Here is a 19,405-nt window from a genome sequence, read left to right as displayed (position 1 = left end):
AAATGAATGAAGCTCTGAAAATGATTGTAGTTCTTACACTGTTTTGCGGACTGTCCAGTATAAGTCTGGCAAGCCTTAAAGATGCCACCGGAAGCAAAATAGAAGAACAGGTCCTGACCTATGTTCAAGGTCCGGCGATCAGTCAGGTTTTAAAAGAATATGACAATTCTCCTGTACGAGATCGCAAGAATTTTAAACTACCGGAAAATGCAAATAAAATTACTGTTTTTCCTGCAATAAAGGATGGCAAACTACTTGGTGTAGCCTTTGAAACATTCGCCAAAGGATATGGAGGTGATGTCGGCGTTATGGTTGGATTCAACCTTTCAAGCAATAATCTTTCAGGAATTGGAATAACCACCATGAAAGAAACTCCGGGCATAGGGGCAAGAGTTGCAAAACACGGCTTCACAAACCAATTCCGTAACCATATGACCTCTGTAGAGCTCAGCTCCAAAGGAGGGAATATCGACGGGATCTCCGGTGCAACAATATCTTCAACCGCAACAGTTGAAGCTGTAAAAAAAGCCATAAATATTTTTAATGAGATAAAGCCTCAGCTCGAAAACACATGGTCACAGGGGTCATAATATGAATAGATTATGGAAAGAATTTTCAAAAGGTCTATGGACTGACCTTCCCCCTTTTAAAGTTGTTCTGGGGCTTTGTCCGGTACTGGCGGTTACCAAAACAGCTGATAACGGCTTCGGTATGGGATTAGCCGTAATCTTCGTACTTACTATGTCAAACATACTGGTCTCACTTTTCAGAAAAATAATTCCTGCCAAAGTACGCATTGCCTGCTTCATTGTAATTGCAGCTTCACTTGTTGTTGCTGTTGAGCTTCTCATGCAGGCTTATGCATACCCACTATACCAACAACTTGGAATATTTGTTCCCCTCATTGTTGTTAACTGCATTATTTTAGGACGCGCTGAAGCATTTGCATCTAAAAATACAATTCTTCTCTCTGCTGCTGACGGCCTTGGGATGGGCATAGGTTTTACTTTCTCCCTGACACTTCTGGGAGGACTCAGGGAACTATTTGGATATGGAACCCTTTTCGGTTCACAAATTATGCCTGTGAGCTTCAAACCGTTCAGCTTTATGGTTGAAGCACCGGGGGCATTTGTATGTCTTGGAATTCTGCTTTCAGGCATGAATGCCTATACCAGCTGGCAACGCAAGAAAAAAGGACTTGAAGTACTTGAAAATCCCACCCATGAATGCAAAGCATGCGGAATATGCAGCCGCTAGATTATAAGGAATAATTCAAATGAAAGAATATTTTCTCCTTTTCATCTCTGCAATATTCGTAAACAACATCGTTCTTGCTCAATATCTTGGAAACTGTCCTTTCATCGGAACTTCCAAAAAAATATCAGTGGCTCTTGGAATGGGAGGAGCTGTCGTATTTGTAGCTACAATGGCCGCTTCAATAACTTGGGCTGTTCAAGAATATCTGCTTGCACCTCTGGGACTTGAATACCTTCAAACACTCACTTTTATTCTGGTTATTGCTGCATTGGTACAATTCGTGGAAATGTTTCTTAAGAAAGTAGTCCCTCCTCTTTATAAAGCTCTGGGGATTTTCCTGCCGCTCATCACTACCAACTGTGCAGTTATGGGGATTGCTATTATCTGCCAGCGTGAAGAATTTACTTTTGTTAAAACGGTTGCCTTTTCTTTTGCCTCCGGACTCGGTTTCATGCTCGCTCTTGTTGTACTTTCCGCTATACGCGAGCGCATAGAAGTTTCAAGAACACCTAATGCGATGAAAGGAACCCCGATAGCTCTCATCATGGCAGGCTTGATGTCACTTACTTTTTTTGTTTTCAAGGGAATGATTTAAAAAAATCAGCAGGTTAAATTATGATTTTATCATCTCTACTAGTACTCATCGGCCTTGGTTTTACAGCAGCAACCATACTTGCTGCTGCCTCAAAAATTCTGCATGTCAAAGAAGATCCGCGAATTGCGCAGGTTGAAAATGTTTTACCCGGCGTTAACTGCGGTGGTTGCGGTTATGCAGGATGCTCCGGCGCAGCTAATGCCGTTATTGCTGGAAAATCCGGGGCTAATGTCTGCGTTATCGGAGGAATAGAAACAGCCAAAGCTGTTGGTAGTGTAATGGGACTGGAAGTTCTCGAAATGGAACCGGAACTGGCATTTAGGGACTGTACCGGCGGAAAACGGGCCGAAGAACTTTTCAATTACGAAGGAGCCGGAGACTGTCGTGCCCAGGCTCTGCTTTACGATGGCAGTATTACATGTCCCGAAGGTTGTCTCGGCCTCGGAACCTGTGAGGCAGTATGTCCATTTGATGCAATTGATATGAATCCTGAAGGCCTGCCTGTCATCGATCCGCTGGCTTGCAGAGCCTGCCGAAAATGTGTTGATGCCTGTCCCCGAGGTGTTCTGTCCATTGTATCCATGAGTGCAAAACTGATTCATCAGGAAGAGATCACTGACTGCCTTGCTCCCTGTCAGCAAAAATGTCCCGGTCAAATAAATATTCCACGCTACATTGAGGCAGCCAATAAAGGAGATTACGCCGAAGCAGTCAACATTATACGTGAACGTAATCCCCTGCTGCTGGTCTGCGGCAGAGTTTGTCCACGACCATGCGAAGATGTCTGCCGTCGCAAGCATGTAGATAAACCTGTCGGAATTAACATGATCAAACGGTTTGTTGCTGACTGGGAAATGAAGAATAATCTGCGTCTCAAAATTCCGTGCGCAAAAAATACAGGACGCAAAGTGGCTGTTATCGGCGGCGGTCCTGCCGGACTTTCCTGCGCATATTTTCTACGCCGTCTGGGGCACAGTCCCACTATTTTTGAATCAATGCCTGAGCTTGGTGGCCAGTTACGCTATGGAATTCCAGAATACAGACTTCCAAAAAAAGATTTAAAATGGGAAATTCAAGGCATTATCGATCTAGGAATTGACGTACAGCTAAACAAAAATTTTGGCGTTGATATTTCTATAGAAACACTTCAACAAGATGGATTTGAATCATTTTTTCTTGGAATTGGAGCATGGGCCAGCGGATCGTTACGAATTGATGGGGAAGATGCTGAAGGAGTATTATCAGGAACGGAATTTCTTACATCAATAGGTCTGGGACAAAGGCCGGGAATAGGACAGAAAGTAATAGTTGTAGGTGGTGGAAATACAGCCATTGATGCCGCACGAACAAGCATTCGTCTTGGCTGTGACGTTACTATGCTTTATAGAAGAACCAGAAATGAGATGCCGGCCAACACGGAAGAAATTGATGCGGCAGCCGACGAAGGAGTAAAATTTATTTTTCTATCAGCTCCAACCAAAGTCATCACGAATAACGGTGTTGCAACTCACCTTGAATGCGTCAAAATGGAGCTTGGAGAACCGGATAAATCAGGACGGCGACGCCCGGTTCCTGTAAAAGGTTCTGAAGTTCGCTATCCCGTGGATACTATTATTTCTGCCATTGGCCAAAAGCCACAACTTTCCTGTTTTTATACTGATGGTGAAGAGCAATGTCAGATTGATTTTACCAACTGGCGTACTATCAACGCTGACCCTGATACATTGCAAACATCAATTCCCTATGTCTTTGCCGGAGGCGATGCTTTTTCAGGTCCCGATCTTGTCATTTCCGCAGTAGGAGCAGGCAGGCGTGCAGCACGTTCAATACATGACCTGCTTACAACAGAAACTATTCCTGTGACTGAGAATATCATGCGAGACCTCATCCCCTATACTCTTTTCGCAGATGTAGACGGATGCAAACAAAAAGAACGCTCTAAAATGCCGCATCTTTGCGAAGGAGATGAAAGGATATCTACTTTCAGTGAAGTTGAAGGCTGCTTATGTGAAGAGGATTTGAAGCTTGAGACTTCACGTTGCCTGCGCTGTGGATTGATCTGCTATGACCGCGATATTCCACTCGAAGATATTAGGACTTCACGCGTCGGAGAAAAAGTAAAATAGATAATCTCGATTGAAAAATTTCTCATAAAATCTATGTTTCATAATGAGAAAAAACATACTACCCATCCTAGGAGTAGTGATTGCGCTTCTCAGATAAATTTTTGACCTTAAAAAAGGCGCACAGGTACTTAACCCGTGCGCCTTAACTTTGATCAGATCAAAGCTATTATTTCTGGAGGCCGGACTGAACGTCCTTGAGGATTTCCTGAACCTGTGCAAGTTTTGCCTGCTCTGCTTCGTCGAGCTGAGCTCCAACGTAAGCAGCTTTCTGGTTCATTTCATCGATAATGCCGTCCATAATAATATGTCTAGTCTTAAGGGGAAGTTTTTCAAGTTCCACCAAACGACCGTCAACAGCTTCCATATGAGTATTCAAGTCGGCAACTTCGCCGCGAACACTCTGAAGATCTTTCACTTCAGAAGTAAGGTTGCTGAGATTTTGATTGAGTCCATAGAAAAATACAACAAGAAGAACTACTGCCATAAAAGAAATGATAATAGCTACTTTGCCCATATCTTTCTGAGCTGTTTCACTAACGCTGGCAGCGATTTCCTGTTCAATCGCTTCAACGCCATCTTTGTTCTGGTAATCTTCCATCTGATGCACTTTTTCAGTTGCTGCGCTCATTTTATTCCTCCTAAATGATCGTGTTAAAAACGAAAAATTAGTTTACGTTAAGGACTATTTCAAATCAAGAAAATATACTTTTTTTAAAATTTTGTCCCTAGACCCTGAATCCATCAAGTAAGTCTCATAAAACCCTAGATTCTGCAACCATCCTGTTACTTAACTTTTGTTATTATTTTAAATTTACTCTTCATTACCCTATAATTACATATTTTTTCAAATCAAGTACTCATAGTATTTTTCAAATACGATACCTATTCACTTTACCAGTGCGGCATGGATTTTGCTTAATATTAAGAAATATTTAAATCAGGAAAATTTTTCTTAATATTAATTATTTTTCTATCTTCAGGAGCGTCAAATGATTACCAGTCCTCTACTAAGCGGCACCAATACAGCCAGTAACTATTTTAGCAATATCTCCAATAATACTCAGGCTGATAAAACACCGACCATAACTAAAGATATGAGCCGCAGCCAGATTCGCAGGCAGTTTCAAATGCAATTCGCATCTATGAGCTTAAGCCTTGATGCAGATGAACAACAACAAGTCAACTCATATTATTCTCAGCTTAACAACATATACGGTGTTAATGATAAATCAGTCCGTGAGGAAGAAGAAAAGAGGTTCAATGAACTTAAGCAAGAATTGGATAAGCTGTATGGGCTAGACGGTGAACCCAAAAAATTGACATCTGAGGAACAGAAAAAAGTTGATGATATTCAGGAACAGCTAGACAAGCTGTACAACATTTTGCCAACCAAAGACCCTGAAGGTGCTGATAAAAAAAGAGCTGAAAGCCTTAAATGGGAGCTTAAAAAATTATATTATCCTGAAGGAAAAGTTCTTACTGCTGCTGAAAAGAAAAAAGAATCCTCCATTCAAAATGAACTTAAAGAAATTTTCGGGATTGAAGGTCCCAAAAAACTGACCAAAGAAGAGCAGGCTGAAGCGGACAAACTGAATGCAGAAATGGATAAAATCAAAGGGACAACAAAAAAAGAACTTACACCTGAAGAAGATAAACGTGCTGATGAGATCATTTCAGAAATGGAACAGATTGTAGGAAGTCTTGCCACTCATGGACTGAGCAATGCTGAAAAAAATCTATTCAATACACTTGATAAACAAGCTGATGCCCTTACCAATATAGCAAAAGAAAGAACACTGACAGACAAAGAGCAGGATACTCTATCCCAACTGACAAAACACATAAATACATTGCTTGATAAGGCTTCAAAAATTCAGGCTCAGCAGGATTCACAAGCTCAGCAGGTACATAATCAGATTGGCGGTTTTTTCTCACAGTTGGGTGGATTGGGCGGAGGAACTCTTCTCTCCAAATCAATTTAACTGATCACGGTATTTTTACTTGATATGCACCCTTTTTTTTCTTACCCATATTCCTGTAGCTAAAATTAGGAGTTAAAACTTCTATTCATATAATTTTTAAGAATACAGGAGTAAAATATGCCAATTCATGAATTTAAATGCACTGAATGTGGAAAAGAATTTGATGAACTGATTATGCCCGGTAAGGAAGCAACGGCAGATTGTCCCGATTGCGGAGCAAAGGACTGTGAAAAGCTACTTTCCTGCGGAAATGTCAGACCCAACGGTATTCCAAGCGGCATGGGCGGCTACAGAGAACCTTGTAAAGGATGCAGTGGCGGAAGTTGTTCTTAAGGGTCTTTCCCATTTAATAAAATTTTAATGACTTTGGTGCCATTGCCAGAATTGCGAGCATTCTGCCAGTTTTAGTATATTATCCTGATTACATCTTATTATAATTTATATTCTTCAATAAATTTGTGAACTAAGCCAAATTGAAAAGCCCCCGTACAAACTACGAGGGCTTTTTCATATAATAGGTCCTTTGGGTATAAATCTATTTCAGGATGGGTCAAAGAAAACAATTTTTTATTCAGGAACTACAACCTTGCGAACAGTTATCTGATAATTGGCTGGGATTCCATCCTTTGCATCGTTAAGCATAACATCAAGAAATAAATATGCTTCCTTCCCGCCATCGGGTAACTCTCTGATCATCATATCTTTAGATTCCATAACAATATCAGTATGGAAAGTAACAATACGGCGAAGCGAAACAACTGCTTTCAGTCCTTCAATGCGTTCACCATTCTCTTTGACCAGAGTAACACTATCTTTAGCCATTCCGGGTAAAATCATTATATTTCCTCACACTTTTACGGATAATTGAACCGCGCTATCATAATGGTGTGGGGAACAATGTCAACTGATCCTATAAGACTGCCCCTTTGCCAAGACTGAATCTCCGTCTGAGAAATGCTAACCCGCCAAGCCCTCCGCCAAGCAAAAAGATTGCTGAAGGAATTGGTGTCGGAGCTGAATTAACTATAACTTCAGAAACAGAATAGTTATCATCACCTGATACAGCTGAAATACGAATTTTATCGGAAAGAATATTCAAACCGGATTTAGATTCACGCAAATCTAGGCCAGCGAGCCAGTTATTATCTTCAGTCTTGGTCACTTCAGCTGTATAGGCATGCTTCCATATATTTTCCACAGCATCCCAGTAATCAACAGCATATGCGTCATTACTGTCAGCCTGAACAGCTATAGAACTTATTTTTTGCTGACCATTAAGAGTTATTTCAATTGACTGACTGTTACCACTCCACCAGACAGACTTCTTAGACCATTTGGTGCCTGTTTCAACAAGCCCATCACTGATATAAGACGTTTTACCATGAAACTTACCATTCAAAGATACTGTAGAATCTTGAACAAGATTTATGCTGGAAGCACTGGAGATAGCTGGCATTAGCATTAACAGACAGACGCAAGTAGCAAGCAGCGGAACAAAATGTTTTTTCATAATAATTCTAATAGTAAAAATTAACATGGTTAATACGAATAAAATACATGAGATGAAAAATAATATTTAGCGACATGTCAGTCAATTAGAACTTATATTAATGCAATAACAAAATTCATTCTTACCAAAAATAAAGCCCCTCACAACTTTTGTTGTAAAGGGCTGTATAACCATTCTGGCGGAGAGGAGAGGATTCGAACCTCCGTTAGTGTTACCTAAACACGCTTTCCAGGCGTGCTCCTTAAGCCGGACTCGGACACCTCTCCGCTTGGGAAGAATGTGTTTAGCTAAATCCTGATGGCTTGGCAAGTACTTTTTGGAATTATTGAAATTTTAACAAAAAAAGATAATGTAGTGTTTAATTATAACATATAAAATACGTATTAAATATAAAGTTAGGAATCAACTTCCTGTTGTGATTGGTCAGAAGTTTTTTCGGTTTCCGGACTATTCGAATTTGGAGAAATATTTATCCCGCTTTTGAAAGCAATAACAAGACCAGCCATTCCTGAACAGCCTATCAATCCACCTGCTATTTGAGCTCCACTCACAGCCGCATAAACACCACCAGCAATTGCACCAGCACATAGAAGAAAGCCAAACCATGAGCCCCGATGACTATCGTTAATAGAAGCATGAACATAAATCTTCTCAAGCTCGTGTTCTTTAAGCTCCATTTCCCGACGATGTTCACTTTCCTTAATAAAACTTGTAGTTAAAGCTTCTGGCAACCCCTTAACAACATCACCATATTCTTTCAGCATTTTAGGGGTAGGTAGTGGACCGCAATACTGTTGTGAAACCATCATATGCTTTTTTGCGGCATTCCTCTCTAAGTTCTTATCCACATCAGGTTCGTAAATAGTATCTGGCGTACCACTATCCTCAGTATCATCAATGTCATAATTTTTCTTAAGCTCGTTTTCCATGACTTCTACCATCTGTTATTTCCAATTTATAGCGACTTATAGCACTATTCAAATCATCGGCAACTTTTTCCATATCTCCAGCTATCTTTTCTGAATCAGACCGATTATCTCTTTTTGCAATAATTCTATTATACGTAACCTGGGTACCAACACCATAAATATCAAGAATTCTGGCTGCACCATATATAACCGTCATTAAACGTGACATTCAAGTAACCTTCTATATTTAACATTTTTCTAAAATAATAAAAATATCACTATACTTTTTATGTTGAAATAACTTTTAGTCATTACAGAATAATGACTTCTCTGAAAATCGCAAGTGCAAAGATATACATTTAATACTGTTTTTAGACCATTTTCTACAACAAGAACTCTAAGAAACATAACGTTTTACCAACAAAAAAAACCCTCACAACTTTCGTTGTAAGGGGTTGTATAATCATTCTGGCGGAGAGGAGAGGATTCGAACCTCCGTTAGTGTTACCTAAACACGCTTTCCAGGCGTGCTCCTTAAGCCGGACTCGGACACCTCTCCGCTTGGGTGAAAAAGGATTTATCTAAATCAGACCTGCTTGGCAAGTACTTTTTTAAATTTTTCCCAATTATTTTAAATTAAATGAAAAATATACCTACAACGGCAATTTTAAACTGCCTATAAACTCATCTATAGATTCGGCTTTTATTCTCTCCAGTACTTTAGGCAATTCTTCTGCTACCTTAAATGCTGTATCCGGACTAATAAAATTACCCGTTCCAATTTGGACAGCTGTGGCCCCCACCAGCAGAAATTCTGCAACGTCTTCTGCTGTTGTAATTCCACCCAGTCCCATAACCGGAATTTTAACTGCATTTACAGCCTGATAAACGCATCTAAGTGCAACAGGTTTTACAGCTGGGCCAGATAATCCACCTATCACATTTGCTAAGCGCGGTTTACGTCTTTCAATATCAACCGCCATTCCGGACAGCGTATTAATTAATGAGAGAGCATCTGCCCCGCCGTTTTCTGCAGCTTTAGCGCAGACGGTGATATCAGTTACATTAGGTGAAAGCTTAATAATAACCGGTTTATTTCCGGCATTCTTCTTAACGGCTTCTGCTACCTTAGTTATCTGATTAGGGTCCTGACCAAAAGCAATCCCACCTTCTTTAACATTCGGACAGGAAACATTTACTTCAAGCGCAGCAACCCCCTCTTCAGCAGCCAGAACAGCTGCAAGTTCACCGAATTCGGCAGCATCGGTTGCATAAAGATTTGCCAGCACTGGAAGTGTTTTCCATGGAAGCTTTGGAAGCTTATGCTTGATAAATGCTTCAACTCCAGGATTTTGAATGCCGATAGCATTGAGCATACCGCAAGGAGTTTCAGCAATACGCGGCATTGGATTCCCTTCTCTTGGTTTAAGAGAAAGCCCTTTAACGACTATACCTCCGAGACTTTCAAGATTGCCAAAACGCTTAAATTCCAGACCGAAACCGAATGTTCCTGATGCAGTCAGAATTGGATTCTTGAGCTTCAGTCCGGCAAAATCTACTGATACGTCCATTAATTATCCCTCCAGACTGAGATCTTTTGCTTTGAAAACAGGACCAGTGGTACAGACCTGTGTATGATGCCCATCATCATCTTTAGCCACGCAGCCAAGGCAAGCTCCGACGCCACAGGCCATACGATTTTCAAGAGACAGTTCCGCATCTGCTCCATATTTCCTTGCAGCTTTCCAAACAGTTGTTAGAAACGGCATCGGACCACAAGCGGTAATCAGACCATCTTTTTGTGCATACTCTTTAACCAGATCATCTACCCGCGCAATAATAGACTGAATATCTTCCGGCTTAGTTTCCCTAATATCTTCCACTTCCACTTTATCGGAAAGAGACTTATAGGGATAATCTTCCAGCGGAGGACGGTGTGCGAAGAAAAGTTTCAGATTTTCATGTTGTGGATGGGTATCGACATATCCGCAAAAAGGAGCTAACCCCATCCCTCCGGCGAGCATGAGCACAGGGCGGTCAGTAGGTTTGCTGAAAAATGTACCCAGCGGCCCCCAGATATTAACACTATCGCCCTTTTTAAGCTCCATAAGTCGCTCAGTTCCGCGCCCGACTACCTGAAAAAGAATAGTCAGACTACTATCGTCTGCGTTACAGATAGAGAAAGGGCGGCCCCAGATGAGGTCCAACGGCCAAGACAAAGGTCTGATCATGACAAATTGTCCGGCCCGCCAGCCCGATTCCCACTCAGGGTACTCGAGCTTAAGTTCGACAATTTCCTCACCGGGTGAGGATAGTCCAAGGGCCTTAATATCAATGACTTTAACAGCCCTGCAATTGTTTGCACCCATGATTTTAATCCTGTAGATTTTTTGCTGTCCGCACAAGGGCGGCATCAGCGTGATACACTATGAATGAACATAAACCAGAAATTCTTGCTCCGGCAGGCGATAAAACATCTTTTCTCGCAGCTATAGCCGCAGGCGCCGATGCCGTCTATGCCGGACTTAAACATTTTTCAGCCCGTATGGAAGCTTATAATTTCGCTACCGGCGAACTTGCAGCTCTTGCCGAACTGGGCAGGGAAAACGGTGTAAAAACCTATATCCCGATGAATACACTTGTTAAACCGGATGATATGGATTCTGCCGCCCGTCTGATTGACAGAGTCACCCGCAGTGTAAAACCTGACGGACTGATCATTCAGGACCTCTCCATGGTAGAACTGGCCCATCAAGCCGGTTACGAAGGAGAGTTACACCTTTCCACTCTCGCCAACGCAAGCCACCCGGCTGCACTAAAAGCTGCAGCAAAACTCGGCATTAACAGAGTTGTTGTTCCCCGTGAGCTCAACCTTGATGAAATCAAACAGATGGCTGAAGCCTGTCCGGAAAACATGTCTCTTGAAATGTTTGTTCACGGAGCACTCTGCTATTCTGTTTCAGGCCGCTGCTACTGGAGCTCCTTTTTCGGTGGCAAAAGCAGTCTGCGTGGACGCTGTGTCCAGCCATGCCGCAGAATCTACGGTGGCGCAAAACGAAAAGAAATGCCTAAACGTCTTTTCTCCTGCCTTGACCTCAGTCTTGATGTACTGACCAAGCCTACTCTATCGATTCCACAGGTCAAATCATGGAAAATCGAAGGTAGAAAGAAAGGTCCCCATTACGTATACTATACTGTTACAGCCTACCGCATGTTGCGTGATAATCCCAACGATGCCAAAACTAAAAAAGATGCTACAGAGCTTCTTGATCTGGCTCTTGGTAGACCAACATCACATTCGGTTTTTCTGCCGCAACGCCCTTACACTCCTCTTGACCCGTCTAACGAAACAGGATCAGGTTTCCTTATAGGCATCACTAAGCAGGAGAAAAATGGCAAGCCATACTTCAACTGCCGTCAGGAACTTCTTGATGGCGATTTCCTGCGTATCGGCTATCAGGATCAACCCGGTCACCAGACTCTTAAGATCAGGAAATTCATTCCCAAGCGCGGAAAGGTTTCTATCCCTGTTAGAGGTAGAACCAGCCTCAAATCAGGTACCAAAGTATTCCTGATAGACCGCCGTGAAGAAGGGCTTGTTAAAGCTCTCAAACAGCTTGATTCAAAACTTTCAAAGATCAAAGTTGCGGAAAAGACAGCCAGCAACCTTCAGGTTGAACTGCCTCATCCAATCAGGAAACCTGAGCGTGTTGCATATCACACATTGCAGCGTAACCCGCCAAAAGGAAAAACTAAGTTCGGTACAGATGTATGGCTTTCAATGAACGCCCTCAAGCGTACCCCGCGTCCAGCTGTATCAAAAATTTGGTGGCACCTGCCTCCGGTAATCTGGCCCAACGAAGAGAAAGATATCCAGAAAATTATCGACATCTGTTTAAGTGGTGGAGGACGCGACTTCGTTCTTAACTCTCCATGGCAGAAAGTGATGTTTCCTGAAGACGACCGCTTACGTTTTCACGCTGGACCATTTTGTAACGTATCCAATCCACTCACCGTTGCTGAACTGGCCGATATGGGCTTTGCTTCAGCATATGTAAGTCCTGAGCTTGCTCGTGAAGACTTTCTTGCACTGCCTGCAGCCAGCCCACTGCCGTTGGGAGTAGTTCTCTCAGGCATGTGGCCGCTTGGAATATCACGAATCATAGCTGATGAAACTGAATTAATGAGCCCCATGTACAGCCAGAAAAAAGAAGTCTGCTGGGCTCGTCAATATGGACAGAGTTACTGGATATATCCAGGATGGCCGCTTGATTTCTCAGCTGAACGTAAAGTTCTTGAAAATGCGGGATACTCCATGTTCCTCGACATTCAGGAACCCTTGCCTAAATCAGTTCCAGAACCAACCAGGACCAGTAATTTCAACTGGGATCTAACTCTACTATAGAATATTCGGGCCTTCAGCATAGTGCTGGAGGCCCTATATTCCACTTTCCTTGATCATTTTATGTAAATAATCTACGGCCCTGCCGCCTTTCAAAGCTTTTATCCACAGCTCTGAAACCATTTTTTCATGCAGTTCCAAAGCTTCCGGAGCCGAAGTCATCATTCCCACTCCCAGACGTACATTAGGAAAATCACAAAGTTTATATGGGCTGAAACACAAAGTAGACTGTTCAGCCTGCCGAAAAATTTGAAAATGAGTACTTGGAACTGAATCTACTAAGATTCCTATCTGAACACCTATGGGCTGTTCCTCAAGCAGATTAATCACATTCTCTACTTCACGGCGGGCAACAATTCTCCGCTCTTTAAGACGATCATCCGGCAAATCAAAAGTTCCAACAAAACCATTACGCAAAAACTGCTCAAGGTTAGTAGCGGATGCAAGATTAACCATGCCGGGCTTACGTTTATAATAGCCTTTTTTACGCTCCTTAAGAACAGACAGAACCTCCTGAACATGCTTATTCGTATCTGCATTTTCTTTAAGTTCAGCAGGAAGTCCTTCTTTAATGGAAATTTCAAGATAGTCATCAAAAGCATCTGTAGTAAGAAGATAAGAAACCAAACCGAACATTATAGATAGATGCTCGGACTCAGCTTCATTCTGACGCATTCTTTCAAAGAAACTTATTGCTGATGAAATATACTCAACACCTACTCCCATCAGACTTGTAAGCGATACGCCAAATAATTCTGCAATGCTCTCTAAAGTTTCAAGCTTTGGAGGATCACCCTTTTCATAACGGTAAAGAGCTGCTCTCGAGACACCTATCTTAGCAGCAATCTCCTCTGTACTGTATTTGCTACCCAGCCTAAATGCTTTTAATCTTTGACCTATCTCTTTAGGGCTTAATTTGCTCATATTTTGAACATCTCCATGCAGAAGTCATATACAATATGATAAAAATCTCAATTTGACATCGTTGTTATTAATTGTGACTCAAAATCTCATTTTTGTGAATAGTTTTTTTATTTGTTTTAAAATTGAGATTTTTCTTGACAATAATCTCAATTTTAATCCAACTTGAAATCATCAAATCACAATTGCAGCTGAATATATTTCATTAAGATTTGTTAGCTCGCAATAAAATTTGGAACACAATCCCGTTTGCCAGTCGGGATAATCTGAAAAAACTCCGTTTATTTCAGACCTAAATATGTGTTACTGTTTCCGCAGCATCACTCACAACCAATCAGGAGGCTTTCCACATGAAATTTTTCGCACGTTTTGTAACTTTTGCACTTGCTTTGTGCATGGTTGTAGGCGGAGTTGTCTCTGCCAATGCAGCCAAGTATGAAGCCCGTATAGGTCACCTTGAATCTCCTTTACAGCCCCGTAATCAGGGTCTGGAAAAGGTAGCAAAGCTCGTTAACGAGCGTACAGGTGGAGAAGTTGAGTTCAAAATTTTCCCTTCTTCCCAGCTAGGCAACCAGCGCCAGATGAACGAAGGAGTTCAGTTCGGAACTATTGAAGGTACAGTTTCCCCCGCAGCTTTCCTTGGTGGATTCAACCCTGCAGTATCTATTATGGATATTCCTTTCATTCTTCCTGCTGACCGTGCAAAAGCTCAGGAACTTCGTCAGGGAACTTTTGGAAAAGCAGTTCTTAAGACCTTTGATTCAAAAGGATTTAAAGCCATTGCTACATGGCCCAATGGACGCAAGAACCTTACATCTAACAAACCTATCAACACCTTGGCTGACTACAAAGGCCAGTCTTTTCGTGTAATGGATTCCAAAATCCTTATCGAACAATTTGCAGCAATTGGTGCTTCCGCCATTGCCCTGCCTTTCGGAGAACTCTATACAGCCCTTCAAAATGGTGTTGTTGACGGTGAAGAAAATCCTCTCGATACCATTCAGCGTATGAAATTTTATGAAGTACAGAAATACCTTGTTCTTTCTGAACACGGTGCAATGGAAGATTACATTCTTTTCAACCCCGCATGGTGGGAATCTCTTCCTGCTAACTACCAAAAAATTATCGTAGATACTTTTATGGAAGTAATGCCAAGTGTTGAACAGAACAAAGAACAGGCTCAGAAAGATGCACTTGCTGTGATCAAAAAAGCAGGAGTAAAAGTTTCAAATCTTTCAGATGCTGATCGTGCTGAAATGCGTAAACTTATGTACCCCAGAACCAAAGCAGCGTACCTTGCACGCGCTGGTGCTACTGGACAGAGACTTATTAAGCTTTACGAAACTGAATACGCTAAGATTGTAAAATAGGCAGATTATATTGAGACGGGAAACATCTGTTTTCCCGTCTCTTTTTTAGGAGTAAAAAAATGTGTAAGTTGCTGAGTTCCCTGCTTGCAGGGATTCGAATAATTGAAAGAGTAATGATCATATCTATCAACCTGATCATGGTCGGACTTTATACATTTAATGTTATCGTTCGTGAAACCATGCCCCAATACTCAAGCACTTTCGCATGGATAGATGAAGCCACCCGTCTGCTTATGGTCTGGGCTGTATTCATGGCTTTAGGTCTCGCATTAGAAAGAGGCCGGCAGGTTGCGGTAACCACTCTTTTTGAGAAATTACCTGACGCCCCACGCAGGATTGTCAGTTTTATCATTAATATGACCGGAATGATTTTTAGTTGCTACCTTGCATGGCTCGGAGTTGCTTTAGTAAAATTTGTTATGCGTACAGGCCAGCTCAGCCCGACTTTAGGCCTGCCCATGTATTGGCTATATGTAGCCCCCACAATAGGATTTCTATTACTGGCCCTGCGTTACGCTCTTGAGCTTATTGGCACTAATGACCGCCATTATCACCCCACCTTAGTTGAGACCAAATAGTAAAGACAGGTAGCAAATCATGACTCTCGTAATTATCCTCATTGCCCTTTTAATGCTTGTATGTGGTTTTGAAATGCTGCTGGTACTGGGAGTACCTGCATTTCTTACCAAGGCATTTATTTTTCCACGTATTCCCGATCCCGTTCTTATCCAAAAACTTGTTGGCGGAATCAATTTCTCTACCCTGCTGGCAATCCCATTTTTTATATTCGCCGCAGAACTTATGGCTTCGGGTCAAATAGCCAAACGCCTTACTGAGCTTATCAAATATTTTACCGCCCACAGACTTGGCGGAATAGGACACACAACAATTGTAGGGTCAATGGCCTTCGGTTCTGTTTCAGGATCAGCTCCTGCAACAGTTGCTGCCATGGGCAAGCTTATGTATCCGGAATTACGTAAAACCGGATTCAGTGAAAAATTCAGTCTGGGCCTGATTGTTTCAAGTGCTGAAACAGCTTTATTGATCCCACCGAGCATTACACTCATTATTTATGGCTGGATGACAGGAACTTCTATCACAGGTTTATTTATTGGCGGGCTTGGTGTCGGAATAACACTTGGCATTGCATTTTCTGCACTGGTCATATTTGAATCACTTCGCAAAGGCGTAGGTAGAGGTGAGAAAACCACAATTCCTTTTTTTAGCGTTTTCAAATCAGCAGTCTGGGCACTGGGACTTCCTGGAATTATTTTAGGAGGTATATACTCCGGACTGTTTACCCCGACTGAAGCTGCCGCAGTATCAGTTGTTTATGCCATTCTCATTGAAGCTTTTATTTATAAAAATCTTTCACTCTCCAGACTGATCAATATAACTGAACGTGCTGCTATTTCTACAACTATTATTTTTATTTTACTGGCAATGGGCAGTGTATTGTCCTATTTTGTAACTTTGGCACAGGTTCCAGTTCTTATCACCAATTTCCTGACGGATATTCAGGCCGGACCGATTACATTTCTAATGATCGTTAACGTAGCGTTCTTCATTGCCGGAATGTTTATCGACCCTAACTCAGCTCTGCTTATTCTTGTACCGCCTCTTTATCCTGTAGCACTAAAAATGGGCGTTGATCCTATACACTTCGGTCAGATTGTCTGCCTGAATATTTGTATCGGCATGATCACGCCACCTTTCGGACTTGATATTTTTGTTGCTTCTTCAACCCTTGAAAAACCGGTTATGTCTATCATTAATGGAGTTTGGCCTTTCCTGTTCATTAACATTCTGGTGCTGATTCTGGTTACCTATGTCCCCGGACTTGCAACCTTCCTGCCCAGCCTTATTGCTCCGTAAATTAAAGAATAAGGAATGAATATGAATGTAATAGCAAACGATCATACAAATGTATCAAAATCCATGACCCCGCATCCTGTGCCCTTGAATCCTCCGAGTCTTGAGCATTTGACAGATGACGCTGTAAAACTTTTTGCTGATCTGAAAGCTCTTTCTAAGGATAAAGACGGAGTATCACGCCCTTCATACGGCGATGCCGAAAGCAAAGCCTTTGATATGGTGGAAAAATATGCTTTAGATCACGGATTAATCACTTCGCGCGACGCTGCCGCAAACCTTGTAATTGAACTCGAATCAATCCCCGATGATCAGGAATATATTCTCATCGGGTCACACCTTGATTCGGTACCTCAAGGTGGGAATTACGATGGAGCAGCAGGAGTAATTGCAGGTCTGCTCTGCCTTGTAGAAATTAAGAAAACCGGAACAGTTACCAGTATTCCAGTAAAAGTGATCGCCCTTCGCGGCGAAGAAAGTGCATGGTTCGGGGCCTGTTATCTAGGCTCAAAAGCTCTTCTTGGTAAACTGGATGAATCTGAGCAACAGCTTGTTCAGCGCGATGATGGCCGAACTTTAAAAGAACACATGAAAGATTGTGGTGCTCAAGTAGAGCGAATTGGGGCAAATGAAGTCCTTATTGATACTTCAAAAATCAAAGCTTTTTTCGAATTACATATTGAGCAGGGACCTGTTATGATTGCCCGTAATCTTCCAGTTGCTGCTGTTACCGGAATTCGCGGTAATCTCCGTCACCGCCGCATTAAGTGTACAGGTGAAGCAGGACATTCGGGCGCAGTTCCACGCTGGCTTCGGCACGATGCTGTTTTTGCCACTTCCGAGCTCATAACCCGCATTGATGATCACTGGACAACCATTCTGCAACACGGTGGAGATTTAGTCGCTACCTGCGGTATTTTAAATACTAATCCTCAAAATCAGGCTATGTCCCGTATCCCCGGCGAAGTAATTTTCAGCTTTGAAGCCCGCAGTCAGTATGAGCACACTCTTGCGGCAATTGAGGCTTTGCTTCATTCAGAATGTGCAACGATTACTTATGAACGCAAAGTTAAATTTGAATTTGATAAACCAGTAAAAACGCCTCCTGCTGTTCTTGATGAAAATCTTATAGAACGCATAAACAATGCTTGCGTAGAAGAAGGGTTACCTGTAGAAGCTATACCCAGCGGGGCAGGACATGATGCATCGCTTTTTGCCAATGCCGGTGTCTCAACCGGAATGATTTTTGTGAGAAACCGCAATGGTTCCCACAACCCCGAAGAAGATATGGACATTGAAGATTTCATTCGGGGTATCTCAGTACTTTACCGCACAATTACGGAGTTCAAGTAATGAACACTGAAATCACCATCATAAGACCTGATGACTGGCATCTTCATCTAAGGGATGGAGATATGCTTGCGGCAGTGCTTCCTTCAACAGCGAAAATCTACGGGCGTGCCATTGTCATGCCTAACCTTATTCCCCCGGTTACAACAGTCAAACTTGCAGAAGAGTACCGCAAACGCATAATAGATGCACGGCCGGAAGGTTCTGATTTTAAACCGCTTATGACCTGCTATCTTACGGACACAACATCACCTGAAGAAATTAAAGCAGCATATGCAGTTAAGGCATTCCATGCGGTTAAACTTTTCCCGGCAGGAGCAACAACAAACTCTGAAAGCGGAGTTACCGATATAGCAAATGTATATCCTGTACTTGAAACTATGCAGGAGATAGGTCTTCCTCTTTCAGTACATGGTGAGGTCGTTGACCCTGAAGTTGACATTTTTGACCGCGAGGCAGTATTCATAAATCGGGTTCTTGAACCTCTGCGTAAAGATTTTCCTGAGCTTAAAATCGTTTTCGAACATCTGACCAGTAAAGAAGGTGTTGACTACGTTTTTGAGCAAGACAAAAATATGGTTGCCACCATAACTCCCCATCATTTATATTTAACCCGTAATGATTTGTTTTCCGGTGGCCTTAATCCATACATGTACTGTCTGCCAATTGCTAAAACTTTTGCTGATCGTAAAGCTGTCCGCAAAGCAGCTGTTTCAGGCGACGAAAGATTTTTTCTGGGCACTGATTCCGCCCCTCATCCTGCGCGAATTAAAGAAAAATCCAAAGCAGCAGCGGGGATATTCAATGCCCCCACATCAATTGGATATGTTACTCAGTTTTTTGAAGAGATGAATGCTCTTGATAAACTAGAGGGATTTACTTCCATATACGGTGCCAGATTTTACGGTTTCTCTCCAAATAGCAGTACCATCACATTGGCTAAAAGAGATAAACCCGTTGAAATTGATTGGCAGCTTAAGTCCGGTGGAGATGTCGTTAAGATATTCAAGCCGGGTATTCCCCTTTACTGGGAATTGGTTGATTGATAAAGGCTGAGCCGTTATATTCGGTTCAGCTTTTTTTCCGCGATAAAAATAACACAAGGAGAAAAA

20 protein-coding genes and 2 tRNA genes are annotated in these 19,405 nt (G+C 42.1%); 12 read left to right on the top strand and 10 right to left on the bottom strand.

All coding sequences use genetic code 11. The annotated features are described in order from the left end of the window. The first annotated feature begins 2 nt into the window (after positions 1-2). Genes rnfG through H589_RS0113755 form a run of 4 tightly spaced genes read left to right on the top strand, consistent with a single transcriptional unit; the run spans position 3 to position 3,978 of the window. Positions 3-590 (top strand): RnfABCDGE type electron transport complex subunit G, encoded by a 588-nt coding sequence (gene rnfG / locus H589_RS0113770; protein ID WP_027722567.1) that lies wholly within the window; start codon positions 3-5, stop codon positions 588-590. Position 591: 1 nt separating this feature from the next. Then, positions 592-1,257, top strand: coding sequence for an electron transport complex subunit RsxE (gene rsxE, locus H589_RS0113765; protein ID WP_027722566.1), 666 nt, complete (start codon positions 592-594; stop codon positions 1,255-1,257). 19 nt (positions 1,258-1,276) lie between these two features. Then, the gene (locus H589_RS0113760; RefSeq protein ID WP_027722565.1) at positions 1,277-1,852 is read left to right on the top strand and encodes an electron transport complex protein RnfA; all 576 of its coding nucleotides are present in this window, start codon (positions 1,277-1,279) and stop codon (positions 1,850-1,852) included. A 20-nt stretch (positions 1,853-1,872) separates the two neighbouring features. Then, positions 1,873-3,978: an FAD-dependent oxidoreductase gene (locus H589_RS0113755; protein WP_027722564.1), complete on the top strand. Its 2,106-nt coding sequence runs from the start codon at positions 1,873-1,875 to the stop codon at positions 3,976-3,978. 166 nt (positions 3,979-4,144) lie between these two features. Here the strand turns inward: H589_RS0113755 and H589_RS0113750 are convergent, their stop codons facing one another. Further along, complete coding sequence (locus H589_RS0113750) at positions 4,145-4,606, bottom strand: hypothetical protein (protein WP_027722563.1); 462 nt, start codon at positions 4,604-4,606, stop codon at positions 4,145-4,147. 361 nt (positions 4,607-4,967) lie between these two features. Between H589_RS0113750 and H589_RS0113745 the strand changes: the two genes are divergently transcribed. Both H589_RS0113745 and H589_RS0113740 read left to right on the top strand, forming a co-directional pair. Further along, positions 4,968-5,960 (top strand): hypothetical protein, encoded by a 993-nt coding sequence (locus tag H589_RS0113745; protein WP_027722562.1) that lies wholly within the window; start codon positions 4,968-4,970, stop codon positions 5,958-5,960. 117 nt (positions 5,961-6,077) lie between these two features. Beyond that, the gene (locus H589_RS0113740) at positions 6,078-6,293 is read left to right on the top strand and encodes an FmdB family zinc ribbon protein (protein ID WP_027722561.1); all 216 of its coding nucleotides are present in this window, start codon (positions 6,078-6,080) and stop codon (positions 6,291-6,293) included. Positions 6,294-6,527: 234 nt separating this feature from the next. Here H589_RS0113740 and H589_RS0113735 read toward each other — a convergent pair whose 3' ends face one another. The 8 genes from H589_RS0113735 to H589_RS0113700 form a co-directional block, all read right to left on the bottom strand. Then, entirely contained in the window at positions 6,528-6,797 is a 270-nt protein-coding gene (locus tag H589_RS0113735; protein ID WP_027722560.1) for a hypothetical protein, read from the bottom strand. Between the two features lie 73 nt (positions 6,798-6,870). After that, on the bottom strand, positions 6,871-7,470 hold the full coding sequence (locus H589_RS21005; protein WP_027722559.1) for a hypothetical protein: 600 nt from the start codon (positions 7,468-7,470) through the stop codon (positions 6,871-6,873). Between the two features lie 176 nt (positions 7,471-7,646). Beyond that, positions 7,647-7,736 (bottom strand) — tRNA-Ser (locus tag H589_RS0113725). Between the two features lie 129 nt (positions 7,737-7,865). After that, entirely contained in the window at positions 7,866-8,399 is a 534-nt protein-coding gene (locus H589_RS0113720) for a hypothetical protein (protein ID WP_156891732.1), read from the bottom strand. Then, the gene (locus H589_RS0113715; RefSeq protein ID WP_027722557.1) at positions 8,383-8,607 is read right to left on the bottom strand and encodes a hypothetical protein; all 225 of its coding nucleotides are present in this window, start codon (positions 8,605-8,607) and stop codon (positions 8,383-8,385) included. The genes H589_RS0113720 and H589_RS0113715 overlap by 17 nt, the downstream gene beginning before the upstream one ends. 240 nt (positions 8,608-8,847) lie before the next feature. Further along, positions 8,848-8,937 (bottom strand) — tRNA-Ser (locus tag H589_RS0113710). Between the two features lie 94 nt (positions 8,938-9,031). Further along, a complete protein-coding gene (locus H589_RS0113705; RefSeq protein WP_027722556.1) occupies positions 9,032-9,949 on the bottom strand; it encodes a dihydroorotate dehydrogenase in 918 nt (305 codons plus the stop codon). A gap of 3 nt (positions 9,950-9,952) precedes the next feature. After that, positions 9,953-10,747 (bottom strand): iron-sulfur cluster-binding protein, encoded by a 795-nt coding sequence (locus H589_RS0113700; protein WP_027722555.1) that lies wholly within the window; start codon positions 10,745-10,747, stop codon positions 9,953-9,955. 59 nt (positions 10,748-10,806) lie between these two features. Here H589_RS0113700 and H589_RS0113695 point away from each other — a divergent pair, with 59 nt between their 5' ends. After that, positions 10,807-12,783, top strand: coding sequence for a peptidase U32 family protein (locus H589_RS0113695; protein ID WP_027722554.1), 1,977 nt, complete (start codon positions 10,807-10,809; stop codon positions 12,781-12,783). A 33-nt stretch (positions 12,784-12,816) separates the two neighbouring features. Here H589_RS0113695 and H589_RS0113690 read toward each other — a convergent pair whose 3' ends face one another. Continuing rightward, the gene (locus H589_RS0113690; protein WP_027722553.1) at positions 12,817-13,704 is read right to left on the bottom strand and encodes a helix-turn-helix domain-containing protein; all 888 of its coding nucleotides are present in this window, start codon (positions 13,702-13,704) and stop codon (positions 12,817-12,819) included. A 347-nt stretch (positions 13,705-14,051) separates the two neighbouring features. Here H589_RS0113690 and H589_RS0113685 point away from each other — a divergent pair, with 347 nt between their 5' ends. The 5 genes from H589_RS0113685 to pyrC are packed head-to-tail and all read left to right on the top strand — an operon-like array spanning position 14,052 to position 19,339. Continuing rightward, positions 14,052-15,071 (top strand): TRAP transporter substrate-binding protein, encoded by a 1,020-nt coding sequence (locus H589_RS0113685; protein WP_027722552.1) that lies wholly within the window; start codon positions 14,052-14,054, stop codon positions 15,069-15,071. A gap of 59 nt (positions 15,072-15,130) precedes the next feature. Beyond that, entirely contained in the window at positions 15,131-15,649 is a 519-nt protein-coding gene (locus H589_RS0113680) for a TRAP transporter small permease (RefSeq protein ID WP_027722551.1), read from the top strand. 19 nt (positions 15,650-15,668) lie between these two features. After that, a complete protein-coding gene (locus tag H589_RS0113675; protein WP_027722550.1) occupies positions 15,669-16,946 on the top strand; it encodes a TRAP transporter large permease in 1,278 nt (425 codons plus the stop codon). Between the two features lie 21 nt (positions 16,947-16,967). Beyond that, complete coding sequence (locus H589_RS0113670) at positions 16,968-18,296, top strand: Zn-dependent hydrolase (protein ID WP_084147004.1); 1,329 nt, start codon at positions 16,968-16,970, stop codon at positions 18,294-18,296. Continuing rightward, positions 18,296-19,339, top strand: a complete 1,044-nt coding sequence (gene pyrC / locus H589_RS0113665; protein WP_027722548.1) for a dihydroorotase — start codon at positions 18,296-18,298, stop codon at positions 19,337-19,339. The genes H589_RS0113670 and pyrC overlap by 1 nt, the downstream gene beginning before the upstream one ends. Positions 19,340-19,405: the final 66 nt, after the last annotated feature.

It is taken from the genome of Maridesulfovibrio zosterae DSM 11974 (assembly GCF_000425265.1).
GTDB classification, from domain to species: domain Bacteria; phylum Desulfobacterota; class Desulfovibrionia; order Desulfovibrionales; family Desulfovibrionaceae; genus Maridesulfovibrio; species Maridesulfovibrio zosterae.
Note: the sequence above shows the minus strand (reverse complement) of the source record. Positions and strands in the feature narration are given on the sequence as shown.